This window comes from Amycolatopsis sp. cmx-11-51 (genome assembly GCF_047608665.1).
Classification (GTDB): domain Bacteria; phylum Actinomycetota; class Actinomycetes; order Mycobacteriales; family Pseudonocardiaceae; genus Amycolatopsis.
The window spans coordinates 120,983-132,874 of record NZ_JADNQO010000014.1; the positions used below are offsets into that span (position 1 = coordinate 120,983).

13 protein-coding genes and 1 pseudogene are annotated in these 11,892 nt (G+C 69.6%); 10 read left to right on the forward strand and 4 right to left on the reverse strand.

Annotated features, from left to right (window positions below; translation table 11 throughout):
- The 3 genes and pseudogenes from ACM6LU_RS32440 to ACM6LU_RS32450 all read left to right on the forward strand — a co-directional run bounded on the left by ACM6LU_RS32440 (position 1) and on the right by ACM6LU_RS32450 (position 2,939).
- Positions 1 to 1,539, forward strand: coding sequence for an alpha/beta hydrolase (locus ACM6LU_RS32440; protein ID WP_414941625.1), 1,539 nt, complete (start codon positions 1 to 3; stop codon positions 1,537 to 1,539).
- Positions 1,540 to 1,555: 16 nt separating this feature from the next.
- Complete coding sequence (gene moaC / locus ACM6LU_RS32445) at positions 1,556 to 2,026, forward strand: cyclic pyranopterin monophosphate synthase MoaC (protein ID WP_414941626.1); 471 nt, start codon at positions 1,556 to 1,558, stop codon at positions 2,024 to 2,026.
- Positions 2,023 to 2,939 (forward strand): annotated as a pseudogene (locus tag ACM6LU_RS32450) (molybdenum cofactor biosynthesis protein MoaE). Before moaC ends, ACM6LU_RS32450 begins: the two are co-directional and overlap by 4 nt.
- Positions 2,940 to 3,089: 150 nt before the next feature.
- Here the strand turns inward: ACM6LU_RS32450 and ACM6LU_RS32455 are convergent.
- From ACM6LU_RS32455 to moaA, 4 genes are all read right to left on the reverse strand, one after another.
- Positions 3,090 to 3,731, reverse strand: coding sequence for a transglycosylase family protein (locus ACM6LU_RS32455; RefSeq protein WP_414941627.1), 642 nt, complete (start codon positions 3,729 to 3,731; stop codon positions 3,090 to 3,092).
- Between the two features lie 456 nt (positions 3,732 to 4,187).
- Positions 4,188 to 5,075, reverse strand: coding sequence for a phosphatidylinositol-specific phospholipase C/glycerophosphodiester phosphodiesterase family protein (locus ACM6LU_RS32460; protein ID WP_414941628.1), 888 nt, complete (start codon positions 5,073 to 5,075; stop codon positions 4,188 to 4,190).
- 125 nt (positions 5,076 to 5,200) lie between these two features.
- Positions 5,201 to 5,455: a MoaD/ThiS family protein gene (locus tag ACM6LU_RS32465; protein ID WP_414941629.1), complete on the reverse strand. Its 255-nt coding sequence runs from the start codon at positions 5,453 to 5,455 to the stop codon at positions 5,201 to 5,203.
- 1 nt (position 5,456) lies between these two features.
- A complete protein-coding gene (moaA, locus tag ACM6LU_RS32470) occupies positions 5,457 to 6,521 on the reverse strand; it encodes a GTP 3',8-cyclase MoaA (RefSeq protein WP_414941630.1) in 1,065 nt (354 codons plus the stop codon).
- A gap of 168 nt (positions 6,522 to 6,689) precedes the next feature.
- Between moaA and ACM6LU_RS32475 the strand changes: the two genes are divergently transcribed.
- The 7 genes from ACM6LU_RS32475 to ACM6LU_RS32505 all read left to right on the forward strand — a co-directional run bounded on the left by ACM6LU_RS32475 (position 6,690) and on the right by ACM6LU_RS32505 (position 11,756).
- On the forward strand, positions 6,690 to 6,917 hold the full coding sequence (locus ACM6LU_RS32475) for a hypothetical protein (protein WP_414941631.1): 228 nt from the start codon (positions 6,690 to 6,692) through the stop codon (positions 6,915 to 6,917).
- A 33-nt stretch (positions 6,918 to 6,950) separates the two neighbouring features.
- A complete protein-coding gene (locus tag ACM6LU_RS32480) occupies positions 6,951 to 7,355 on the forward strand; it encodes a TOBE domain-containing protein (protein WP_414941632.1) in 405 nt (134 codons plus the stop codon).
- Positions 7,352 to 8,128: a molybdate ABC transporter substrate-binding protein gene (gene modA, locus ACM6LU_RS32485; RefSeq protein WP_414941633.1), complete on the forward strand. Its 777-nt coding sequence runs from the start codon at positions 7,352 to 7,354 to the stop codon at positions 8,126 to 8,128. The genes ACM6LU_RS32480 and modA overlap by 4 nt, the downstream gene beginning before the upstream one ends.
- Before the next feature lie 85 nt (positions 8,129 to 8,213).
- Entirely contained in the window at positions 8,214 to 8,981 is a 768-nt protein-coding gene (locus tag ACM6LU_RS32490; protein WP_414941634.1) for an ABC transporter permease, read from the forward strand.
- Positions 8,978 to 10,090 (forward strand): sulfate/molybdate ABC transporter ATP-binding protein, encoded by a 1,113-nt coding sequence (locus ACM6LU_RS32495; RefSeq protein ID WP_414941635.1) that lies wholly within the window; start codon positions 8,978 to 8,980, stop codon positions 10,088 to 10,090. The genes ACM6LU_RS32490 and ACM6LU_RS32495 overlap by 4 nt, the downstream gene beginning before the upstream one ends.
- A gap of 17 nt (positions 10,091 to 10,107) precedes the next feature.
- Positions 10,108 to 10,902: an HAD-IIA family hydrolase gene (locus ACM6LU_RS32500; RefSeq protein WP_414941636.1), complete on the forward strand. Its 795-nt coding sequence runs from the start codon at positions 10,108 to 10,110 to the stop codon at positions 10,900 to 10,902.
- A gap of 38 nt (positions 10,903 to 10,940) precedes the next feature.
- Positions 10,941 to 11,756 (forward strand): metallophosphoesterase family protein, encoded by an 816-nt coding sequence (locus tag ACM6LU_RS32505; RefSeq protein WP_414941637.1) that lies wholly within the window; start codon positions 10,941 to 10,943, stop codon positions 11,754 to 11,756.
- Positions 11,757 to 11,892 lie beyond the last annotated feature (136 nt).

Sequence of the window (11,892 nt, forward strand, 5' to 3'; positions counted from 1 at the left end):
ATGAATCGCTCTGTCCTGAGCAGAATCGGGACACTCACGGCCGCGGCGGCGACCGTGGCGGTACTCGTGCCTGCCACGGCGTCCGCCGCGACGGGCTCGCCGCGCTGGGAACCATGTCCGGACGTGCCCACGCTGCAGTGCACCACCTTGAAGGTCCCGCTCGACTACCGGAACCCAGGCGGGCCTGCCATCGACATCGCCGTGTCGAAGCTCGCCAGCACCAAGCCGGCGAAGCGGCGCGGGATCATGCTGACGAACCCGGGCGGGCCCGGTGGCCCTGGGCTGACCATGCCGGACAGCCTGCGCGCCTCGGGCGTGCCGTCGAGCGTGCTCGACGCGTACGACATCATCGGATTCGACCCGCGGGGGATCGGCCGCAGCACACCGGTCACCTGCGATCTCAAGCCCGAGCAGCTGGTCAGCAACGTCCCGCTGTACGCGCGTGACGCGGCGGCGGTGGCGGAGCGGGCGACGTACGTGGCCGGTGTCGCGAAGCAGTGCGGTGAGTCGAAGACCGCGGCGAACCTGCCGTACATCACCACGGCCAACACCGCACGCGACATGGACCGCATCCGGGAAGCTCTCGGCGAGAAGAAGCTTTCCTACTACGGCGTCTCGTACGGCAGCTACCTCGGCGCCGTGTATTCGACGCTGTTCCCGCAGCAGACCGATCGTGTCGTGCTCGACAGCGTGACCGGTCCGGGCGGGCTCGACCCGGCAACCTCGCGTCGGCTCGCGGAGGGGTTCCAGGACCGCTTCCCAGACTTCGCGAAGTGGGCGGCGGCGCGTGACGCCAGTTACGGGCTCGGCCGTACTCCGCGGCAGGTGACGGCGAAGTTCTACGAACTCGCCGCCAAGCTCGACAGCGGCACGGTTCCCGGCGTGGACGGTGCGGCGTTCCGGATGGGCACGTTCGGTGCGCTGTACTCGACCACCGCCTTCCCCACGCTGGCACAGCAGTGGCAGGCGCTCGACAGCGAAGGCGTGCTGAAGCAGTCCGCTCAGGCCGCGCAGATCGACATCGGCAATGTGCTGTCCGGCCAGCTGCACGTGGTCTGCAACGATGCGAACTGGCCCGAGAACGTCGGGACCTACCAGCGCAATGTCGAGAAGGACCGGGTCAGGTACCCGATGTTCGGCGCGGCCGGGGCGAACATCTGGGCGTGCGCGTTCTGGCCGTCCGAGCCGATCGAGCCGCCGGTGCGGATCGGCGACCGCGGCCCGTCGAACATCCTGCTGGTGCAGAACCTGCGTGACCCGGCCACTCCGCTCAGTGGCGCCAAGGAGATGCGGCGCGCGCTGGGTGACCGGGCGCGGATGGTGTCGGTCGACGACGGCGGGCACGGGGTCTGGCTGAGCTCGGAGAACGCTTGCGGCAACAACGCCGTCAACCGGTTCTTCGTGGAAGGCAAGCGTCCCGCGCACGACACGGCCTGCGCCGCGGACAAGGGCGGGCTGTTCGATTCGATGACGCCGCGCCAGCGGCAGGATCGGGAGAAGGCGCTCGAAGAGGTTCGCTCGAAGCAGCGCGTGTTCTGAGGGCTAGCCTGCTGGCGTGAGTGAACTCAGCCACGTCGACCATACGGGCGCCGCCCGTATGGTCGACGTCTCCGGCAAGACGCCCACCGCGCGCACCGCGCTGGCCGGCGGCACCGTGCACACCACGGCCGAGGTGCTCGGCCTGCTGGCGACGGACGGGCTCCCCAAGGGCGACGCCCTCGCGACCGCCCGGATCGCGGGCATCATGGGCGCGAAGAAGGTGCCCGAGCTGATCCCGCTGTGCCACCAGATCGCGCTGTCCGGGGTGAAGGTCGAGTTCGTCCTCGACGAGACCGCCGTGCACATCACCGCGACCGCGAGGACGAACGACCGGACCGGCGTCGAGATGGAGGCGCTGACCGCCGTCGCCGTCGCCGGGCTGACCCTGCACGACATGATCAAGGCCGTCGACCCCGCCGCGACCCTCGACGACGTCCGACTGATCCGCAAGGACGGCGGCAAGGCCGGGACCTGGGAGCGGCCGTGAGCCGGCTGGCGAGGGTGATCGTGGCGTCGAACCGCGCCGCGAAGGGCGTCTACGAGGACAAGACCGGTCCGGTCATCACGGCCTGGCTCGCCGGGCGTGGCTGGGACGTGCCGGACCCCGTGGTCGTCGAGGACGGCGATCCGGTCGGTGAGGCCCTGCGCGACGCCGTCGCGGCCGGGGTCCAGGTGATCGTGACGACCGGCGGCACCGGTATCTCGCCGACCGACCGCACCCCGGACGTCACCCGCGCGATCCTCGACTACGAACTCCCCGGCGTCGCCGACGCCATCCGGGCCGCTGGCTTGCCCGCTGTGCCCACGGCGGTCCTCTCGCGCGGGGTCGCCGGTGTCGCCGGGCGGACCCTGGTGGTGAACCTGCCAGGGTCGCGTGGCGGCGTGAAGGACGGCCTGGGCGTCCTCGACGGGATCCTCGACCACGCCGTCGACCAGCTGGCGGGCGGCGACCACCCACGGGAGGCACAGCAGTGAACGTTCGGGTCGCACGGATCGCGGTGGTCGACGAGCCGCTTTCGGTCGAGGAACACGCCCGGCTGGTGGACGACGCGGCCGCGGGCGCCGTCGTCAGCTTCGGCGGGGTCGTGCGGGACCACGACGGCGGGCGCTCGGTGGACCGGCTCGCCTACGAGGGACACCCCAGCGCTTCGGAGGTGCTCGCGGAGGTCGTCGCGGATCTGTCGGCGAAGTGGACCGGCGTACGGGCTGTCGCTGTGAGTCACCGGCTGGGCGCGCTGGCCATCGGGGACGTCGCGCTGGCGTGCGCCGTGGCGGCCGAGCACCGGGGCCAGGCCTTCGCGGCCTGCTCGGAGCTGGTCGACGAGGTCAAGGCGCGGCTGCCGGTGTGGAAGCACCAGCACTTCACCGACGGCAGCGACGAGTGGGTCAACTCGCCGTAGTGCCGCCTGACTCACGGCAGCCCTGAGCGAGCGTCCCTGGATACGACAAAGCCCCACCGCCGGGGGAATAGGCGCGGTGGGGCTCTGTCAGTCGCGACCTGGCCACGCGGGGAAGCCCGCGGGCATCACGACTTGATGGTGCTCAAGAGCTCACTTGGTGGCGAGCTTCTGGCCGACGACGATGAAGTCGGCGTTCGGCACGTATTCCTTGTTCAGCTGCTGCAGCTTCTGGTAGCCGCCCTGAACGTCGAACTTGGAAGCGATCTTGGACAGCGTGTCGCCGGCGACGACGGTGTAGTCGCCCTGCGGGTGCGAGCCCGCGACGTTGGCGGCGGCCGGGGCCGGAGCCGGGGCCTGCTGCTTGGTGACCGGAGCGGTCGACTTCTTCGGGGTCACCTTCTTGGTGGCCTTCGGGGCGGTCGACTTGGCCTTGGCGGGGCTGGCGGAGCCGCCCTTCTTGCCACAGTGCGGCCACGCGCCGATGCCCTGGCCCTGGAGGACCCGCTCGGCGACGGCGATCTGCTGCTCACGCGACGCGTTGGCGGCGCTGCCGGTGCCACCGTAGGCGCGCCAGGTGCTCTGCGAGAACTGCAGACCACCGTAGTAGCCGTTACCGGTGTTGGTGCCCCAGTTGCCGCTGCTCTCGCACTGGGCGATGGCGTCCCAGTTGGTCGCCGACGCGGGGGTCGCGGCGATGGCGAGGGGGGCGCCGACCGCGACGCCGGCAATGGCGACACGGGCGATGTGGCGGGTGGCGGCGGACATCTTGCGGTGCTTGCCTCGGTACGACATGTGAATAGATCTCGCTCCCTGCGCCTACGAGCCTGTGCTGAGGGAAAGACCCGGGTGGGTCCGTCCGGCCGTTTCAGGCCGGCTGACTTCGCAGACGCACGACGCGTCGGCTCGGTCCCCTCGCCCCTGTCCGGAAATGCTTTCGCTCGGGGTTGGGTCCGGGAATCCGTTGGACAGGGCTCGGCGCTACGGGTTCCCGGTGTTGCGTGGTCGGTCGGGGCCAACCGAAAAGCGACGGTACGTAACGAACGGCCTGATCGGAAATTATTCGAGCTGTGACCTACATCACAGTAACAGCACGCAACCCATAACGATTCGGCTGTTTTTGCAGGTCAGCGGGCCGTTATCGGACCGTTTCCTGGCCGAGATAATTCACGGATCGTGAGGCTTGCATCACGTGGATTAAGGCGTGACTGGTCCATCCGTGCGCCTTCGCGCGGTAAGGGGCCGCGCACTTTAGCGAGACCTCAAGAAGTTCGCCAGCCCACTCAGGTCGTCTGTATTCAGGTGGTCGACCCCGGCGGTGACCAGCTCTTTCCATAACGCGTCACGCCCTGGTCCAGCGGTATCCGGGGTGGCCCAGAAGCGTACGCGCTGGCCCGCCGCGTGGGCCCTTTTGACCATTTCGTGTAGTTTCGCCCGCTCTGCGGCGGGGAAAGCGCCGTCGCCGGTCCAGGTGAACAGCCCGGTCCAGGAATTCGAGACCAGCGGGGTCACGCTGGGGTCCGAACCGATACCGAGGTCGTTCTCGTCCCTGATCCGGCCGTCGTAGAAGGCGAGCCGGAACCGCTGCCCGAGCATCACGTCCTTGGGCCGCCCGCCGGAGATCACCGCGGTGACCGCCCTCTTCCGCACGTGCCCGAACGCGTACAGAGAGAAGAGGAAGGAGTACCGCGGGTCGTGCAGCCGCTTCTCCAGCGCCGCGTAGGTGCTGTTCGCGTCGCCCTTGACGTCGATCAGCAGCTGGAACTCCGTTGATGCCTTCTCGGCGGGAAAGCGTGCCTCGAAGGGGGTGCGCCGACGGTAAACGCTCCCGTGGTTGGCCAGGACGCGCTTGCGCAGCGGCTCCAGGTAGAGCGACTCCAGGGTGCGGTCCGGGCGGGTGTCCGCGAGGTCGTGCGCGACCAGCAGTTGCCCGTCCACCAGATAGATGTCGGCCTCGACGCTGGTGAAGCCCCGATCGAGCGCGTCGTGCAGTGGACGCGTGTGCTCGTAGTCGTTGTGGCTGTGCGCCTGCGGCAGCGGCCGGACGCCGCGTTCGTGGGCGGACGCCGGTGCGGTCGCCAGGCTCGTGGCGGCGACCGCGGCGAGCAGCGCGGCGAGGACGCGGCGGGGAGTGATCACTTGGGCATCCTTGGCGGCTTCGGCGTCCGGCCGGTGAATTCCAGGCGGACCGTGGATCAAGGACCCCGGAACGGCTCGCGGGGGAGCAAGGGACCTTTGCTATCGCTTTCCCGCGTTCGCGCTGGTCAGCCGCCCGCGAATGGGGGCAGGACGTCCAGTTCGGAGGCATCGGTCAGCGGCTTGGTGAGATCGCGCACCGCGATGCCGTCCAGCAGGTACGAGACCGCGTCGAGCAGCTTCGCCAGCTTCTCCGGGTGGAGCTCCCGCAGGTGAGCGACGGCGTCGGCGACGCGGGCGCCGTCCGGCAGCGTCACCTTCTCTTCGTCGAAGCCCACGGCCGCGCGCGCCGAGGCGAAGTACCGCACCACGATGGTCACCATGTCAGCCGCCGATCGCGCTCATCGGCCGGATCGGCTGCGCGAAACCGGCCTCGTTGATCTCGTGCCCGGCGAGCTTGCCCCACATGGTCGCCCGCCACATATCCGCTACCTCTTCTTCGCGCGCGCCCGCGCGCACGAGCGCGCGTAGGTCCGTCTCGTCATTACTGAACAGGCAGGACCGCACCGCGCCATCGGCGGTCAGCCTCGTGCGCTCACAGGCGCCGCAGAACGGCCTCGTCACCGAGCCGATCACGCCGACGTCGCCCGGTCCGCCGTCGACCAGCCAGCGTTCGGCGGGCGCCCCGCCGCGCGCGGTGGGGAACGGGGACAGTGAGAACGCCTCGCCGAGCATGCCGAGGATCTCCTCGGCGGTGATCATGTCGCGCCGGTTCCAGCCGTGCTGCGCGTCCAGCGGCATCTGCTCGATGAAGCGCAGGTGGTAGCCCTCGGCGAGGCAGAACCGCAGCAGCGGCACGGCCTGGTCCTCGTTCAGCCCGCGCATCAGCACCGCGTTGACCTTCACCGGGTCCAGCCCGGCCTCCCGCGCCGCGGCCATACCGGCGAGCACGTGGGGCAGCCTGTCGCGACGCGTGATCGCCTCGAACAGCGCGCGGTCGACGGTGTCCAGTGAGACGTTGACGCGGTCCAGCCCGGCGGAGGCGAGCGCCTTCGCGCGCTTCGCGAGCCCGATCCCGTTGGTGGTCATGGAAAGCCTCGGCCGCGGTTCGAGTGCCGCGATCCGTTCGACGACGTGCTCCAGGCCAGGGCGCAGGAGCGGTTCGCCGCCGGTGAGCCGGATGTCGGTGACGCCGAGCCGTTCGACGGCGATCCGCAGCAGGAGCACGAGTTCGTCGTCGGTCAGCACGTCCGCGCTCGGCATCCATTCGAGCCCCTCGGCGGGCATGCAATAGGTACAGCGCAGATTGCACTTGTCGGTGAGCGAAACCCTCAGGTCCGTCGCCACCCTGCCGAAGGTGTCGATCAGCGCGGGGTTGTCGGGCCTGGGCACGGTGGGGCGGCCACGTGTGCCGGGGACACGGGGAAACCCGAGATCGACTGCTGTCATTACCACCAGACTAACCCTGAAGCGGAGAAAACCGACTGTCTGGAATGCCTTTCGTACCGAATCGCCGTATGGCCTGGTTTTCTTCCCGAAGGGTTTTCCGGATGGCGAAATACCCGCTCTCGGCGGAGAAATTGGCCCGCTTCGCCCATCTCGGCGGGAAGGCAGCACGTGACCGTCCTCCGGCACGCGAGGATCGCCGAACCGACCGGCTTGTCGACAGGGGCTGTGACCGGCGTCATGGACAGGCTCGAGCCGCTCTTCGAATCCGCGTATTCGACCATGAAGGCGCTCTTTGAGGAGTTCTCTTCCGAGGAGCGGAAAGTGCTGGAGTGTTTCCAGAGCGCGTTGCTCGATGGCCTCCGCGACGAACTGCCCGGCACTTCCTCGCATCCGTAGCTTTTCCGCATCTGCGCCAAGTATCCTCCTGTCATGCCGCAATTTCGGTTGTCGGAAGCCGCTCGCCTGCTCGGAGTCAGCGATGACACCGTCCGCCGCTGGGTGCGCGCCTGCCAGTTGACCGCGTTCGACGACTCGGCGGGCCGCAAGGTCGTCGACGGCGCCGAACTCGCCGCGTTCGCCAAGGCGCAGGCCGAACAGCCCGAGGATCCTTCGAGCGTCGGCCGCTCCGCGCGCAACCGGTTCGTCGGCCTGGTCACCGAGGTCATCACGGACAAGGTGATGGCACAGGTCGAACTGCAATGCGGCCCGCACCGCGTGGTCTCCCTGATGAGTTCCGAAGCCGTCCGCGAACTCGGGCTGCGGCCGGGAGTGCTCGCGGTCGCCGTCGTCAAGGCGACCACCGTCGTGATCGAGACTCCGGAAGGAAGCCGATGAGGAGACTCGCCTCTGCCCTGCATGTGCCCGCCCTGCTCGCGCTGACACTGGCCGCGACGGCCTGCGGTTCGGAGCAGCCCGTCACCGCACAGATCGAAGCGAGGACTCTGACGGTGTTCGCCGCGGCGTCGCTGACCGAGTCCTTCGGGACCCTGGGGAAGCGGTTCGAGGCGCAGAACTCCGGGGTGACCGTGAAGTTCAGCTTCGAGGGTTCCTCGGCGCTGGTCCAGAAGCTGACCCAGGGCGCGAAGGCCGACGTGTTCGCTTCCGCCGATCACGCCAATATGGACGAAGCCACCAAGGGCGAGGTGATCGACGGGCAGCCATCGGTGTTCGCCACCAACCGGCTCGCCATCGCCGTCGGCAAGGGCAACCCCCAGGGCATCAAGGGCCTGGCGGATCTGGCCAAGGACGGCCTGACCGTGGTCGTCTGCGCGCCGCAGGTGCCGTGCGGGTCGGCGGCGAAGAAGGTCCAGCAGTCGTCCGGGGTCACGCTCAAGCCGGCGAGCGAGGAGCAGGACGTCAAGTCGGTGCTCGCGAAGGTGCGGTCAGGCGACGCCGACGCCGGTCTCGTCTACGTCACCGACGCGACGTCGGCTGCCGGGAAAGTGGACAAGGTGGACTTCCCCGAGTCGGCGAGCGCGATCAACGACTACCCGATCGCGGTGGTCAAGGACGCTCCCCAGGCTCACCTCGCCGGGTTGTTCAGGGACTTCGTCCTCAGTGCGGAAGGCAAGCAAGAGCTGGCGAAGGTCGGTTTTGGCGCGCCCTGACCCCGCAAGTAGTCCTCTAGTTGCGGTAGATGCACGCGCAAGGACCGCAACTAGAGGACGAATCGCGGGGGCCGGGGTGCCGTGGGTGCTGTGGCCGCCGGCCGTCTGCGCGCTGGCGCTGGTGGTGCTGCCGGTGGTCGGCTTGCTGGTGCGCTCGGACCTGAGCCGGTTCCCGAGTCTCATCGCTTCGCCGTCGTCGCTGAACGCGCTCAAGCTGTCACTGGTCACGGCCGGACTGTCCACTGTGGCCTGCGTGCTGCTCGGTGTCCCGCTCGCCGTCGTGCTCGCCCGGTCGAGGGCGCGCGGCGTCCGCGTGCTGCGCGCGGTGGTACTGCTGCCGCTGGTCCTGCCCCCGGTGGTCGGCGGCCTCGCGCTGCTGTACCTGCTGGGCCGCAAGGGTTTCCTCGGCATCCTGGTGACCGCTTTGACCGGTGAGCAGGTGCCGTTCACCACGGCGGCGGTGGTCATCGCGCAGACGTTCGTCGCGATGCCGTTCCTCGTGGTCAGCCTCGAAGGCGCCCTGCGCGGCGCCGGTGACCGCTACGAACGGGTCGCCTCGACGCTCGGCGCGAAGCCGTGGACGGTGTTCCGCCGGGTCACGCTGCCGTTGCTGATGCCCGCGCTCGGTTCGGGGATCGTGCTGAGCTTCGCGCGAGCCTTGGGTGAATTCGGCGCCACGATCACCTTCGCGGGCAGCCTGGAAGGCGTGACCCGGACCCTGCCGCTGGAGGTCTACACCCAGGCCGAGGTCGACGTCGACAGCGCTGTGGCGCTCGCGTTGCTGCTCATCCTGGTCGCCGTCGCGGTGATCGCGCTCGCCCGGCCGCGCGCGCTCGAAGGAGTCCGGTCGTGACCCTCTCGGCCGAGATCGCCCTGCGGCGCGGCGAGTTCGCACTGGCCGTCGAGTTCGACGTACCCGACGGTGGCGTGCTCGCGCTTCTCGGCCCGAACGGGTCAGGAAAGTCCAGTGTGCTCGGTTGCCTCGCCGGGCTGCTCCGCCCGGACCGGGCGCGGATCACCTTGGACGGCCGCGGCCTGGCGGGCCTGCCGCCGCACGCGCGTGGCATCGGCCTGCTCGCCCAGGACGCCCTGCTCTTCCCGCATCTGTCCGCTTTGGACAACGTCGCCTTCGCGCCGCGATCGACCGGCGCCGGACGCGCCGAGGCGAAGAGACGTGCGCGGGAGTGGCTGACCGAAGTGGACGCGCTCGAACTGGCCGGACGGCGGCCCGCGCAGCTCTCCGGCGGCCAGGCGCAGCGAGTCGCGATCGCGCGGGCGCTGGCGGCCGAGCCGGGCCTTCTGCTGCTTGACGAGCCCTTCGCCGCTCTCGACGTCGACGCGGCACCCGCCATCCGCGGCCTGCTTCGGCGGGTGCTGCGTTCCGGGCCGCCGACCGTGCTGGTCACCCACGACCCCCTCGACGCGCTGGCGCTGGCCGATCACGTCGCCGTCCTCGACGGCGGCCGGATCGTCGAACGCGGGGAGACCCGGAAGGTCCTCGCGGCGCCGCGCACGGCGTTCACCGCGCGGATCGCCGGGCTGAACCTGGTGCCCGGCGTCGCCGTCGAGAGCGGTTTGCGCACGTCAGGCGGGCAGTTGGCGGGGATCCCGGCGGAGGACGTCGTCGAGGGCGAAGCGGCTGTGGCCGTCTTCGCGCCCAGCGCCGTCGCCGTGTACCCGCGGGACGGCGAACACCTGGGCAGCCCGCGCAACACCGTCGAGGGAGTCGTCGACGCGCTCGAACCACACGGACCGGTGATCCGCGTCCGGACCCGCGGTGACGACTGGGCGGCCGGTCTCGCCGCCGATCTGACCCCCGCCGCGGTCGCCGAACTGGCGCTCGAACCAGGGACACCGGTCACCCTTTCGGTCAAGGCGGCGTCCGTGGCTGTTCACGCCGTCGCGGATCACCAGGCCCGGACCCCGCCCCGCCACCGCCCTCAACGGACAGGCTTCGCCTGACTGTCTAGATTGAAGGCATGAACGAGCGCCGTTGGACGTACCTCAGCGACATGGATGGCGTGCTGGTCAAGGAGGAGCACCTCGTGCCCGGCGCGGACGAGTTCCTCAAGGAACTGCGCGCCAACGACATCGGCTTCCTGGTGCTGACCAACAACTCGATCTATACCCCGCGTGACCTGCGCGCGAGGCTCGAGCGGACCGGTCTCGACATCCCCGAGGAGGCCATCTGGACCTCCGCGCTGGCGACCGCCAAATTCCTCGCGTCGCAGCGGCCGAACGGCTCGGCCTTCGTGATCGGCGAGGCCGGGCTCACCACGGCGCTGCACGAGGTCGGCTATGTGCTGACCGAACGCGACCCGGACTACGTCGTCCTCGGCGAAACGCGCACGTACAGCTTCAGCGCGATAACCCGCGCGATCCGGCTCATCGAGGGCGGCGCGAAGTTCATCGCCACCAACCCCGACGCCACCGGCCCCAGCGTGGAGGGCTCCATGCCCGCCACCGGCTCGGTCGCCGCGCTGATCGAAAAGGCGACCGGCCGCTCGCCGTACTACGTCGGCAAGCCCAACCCGCTGATGATGCGCTCGGCGCTGCGGCGGCTCGGCGCGCATTCGGAGTCGACGCTGATGATCGGCGACCGGATGGACACCGACGTCCACTCGGGAATCGAGGCCGGACTGCAGACGATCCTGGTGCTGACCGGCATCTCCAGCAGGCAAAGCGCCGAGCACTACCCCTACCGGCCGACCATGATCATCGACTCGATCGCCGATCTGGTCGGGCGGACCGGCGACCCGTTCGGCGAAGGCTGAACGAGGCAACGGCGGGCGGAGGGATTATCGTCACAGAGATGCACGACGATCAGCCTCCGTCACCGACCTACGTGGTCGGTGACGTGCACGGACACCGGGACGAGCTGGCAGGGGCGCTCCGGGAGAAGGGGCTGCTCGACGCCGACGACGACTGGGCCGGTGGTGAAGCCACCCTCTGGTTCCTCGGCGACTTCGTCGACCGGGGGCCCGACGGCGTCGGCGTCATCGACCTGGTGATGCGGCTGGAACGGCAGGCCGCCAAGGCGGGCGGGCACTGCGGGACGCTGCTGGGCAACCACGAGATCCTGCTGCTCGGGATGTACCACTTCGGCGACACGGAGGTGCCGTCCGACTTCGGGCCGCGCAGCTTCGCGCGCAGCTGGGAGATCAACGGCGGCCTGCTCGCCGACCAGGACCGGCTCACGCCGCAGCACATCGAATGGCTGTCTTCGCGCCCGATGCTGACGCTGGCCGCCGACCACCTGCTGATGCACTCGGACACGCTCGAGTACCTCGACTGGGGTGCCGACATCGACGCGATCAACGCGCGCGGCCGCGAGATCCTCGAAGGCAGCGACATCCAGGCCTGGTGGGACGTGTGGCGGCGGATGACCACGCGCTACGCCTTCCGCGGCCCGGATGGCGCCGACGTCGCGCAGCAGCTGATGGACCGGCTCGGTGGCGAGCGGATCGTGCACGGGCACAGCGTCATCGCCGACCAGCTCGGCATCCACCCGGCGCAGATCGAGGGGCCCTATCTCTACGCGGGCGGGAAGGCGCTGGGGATCGATGGCGGGTTGTTCGTCGGAGGTCCTTGCCTGATCATTTCGCTGCCTTGGGAGCCCGAGGACTGAGCATGGCGGGGGCTGTCGCTACCTCGCCGACCTGGCGCGGGGAGCGGATCGCGCAACCTCGCCGCGTGAAGGACGCTTTCCCCTCGTGCCATGCGGGGACAGTCCCCTTCACCCAGGCGGAAAGCTCACGGGGGCG

Excerpts from the sequence above, each read along its gene's own strand:
- ACM6LU_RS32440 (WP_414941625.1), top strand. The coding sequence starts at position 1 with ATGAATCGCTCTGTCCTGAGCAGAATCGGGACACTCACGGCCGCGGCG.
- ACM6LU_RS32455 (WP_414941627.1), bottom strand. The coding sequence starts at position 3,731 with ATGTCGTACCGAGGCAAGCACCGCAAGATGTCCGCCGCCACCCGCCAC.
- ACM6LU_RS32465 (WP_414941629.1), bottom strand. The coding sequence starts at position 5,455 with ATGGTGACCATCGTGGTGCGGTACTTCGCCTCGGCGCGCGCGGCCGTG.
- moaA (WP_414941630.1), bottom strand. The coding sequence starts at position 6,521 with ATGACAGCAGTCGATCTCGGGTTTCCCCGTGTCCCCGGCACACGTGGC.
- ACM6LU_RS32480 (WP_414941632.1), top strand. The coding sequence starts at position 6,951 with ATGCCGCAATTTCGGTTGTCGGAAGCCGCTCGCCTGCTCGGAGTCAGC.
- modA (WP_414941633.1), top strand. The coding sequence starts at position 7,352 with ATGAGGAGACTCGCCTCTGCCCTGCATGTGCCCGCCCTGCTCGCGCTG.
- ACM6LU_RS32500 (WP_414941636.1), top strand. The coding sequence starts at position 10,108 with ATGAACGAGCGCCGTTGGACGTACCTCAGCGACATGGATGGCGTGCTG.
- ACM6LU_RS32505 (WP_414941637.1), top strand. The coding sequence starts at position 10,941 with ATGCACGACGATCAGCCTCCGTCACCGACCTACGTGGTCGGTGACGTG.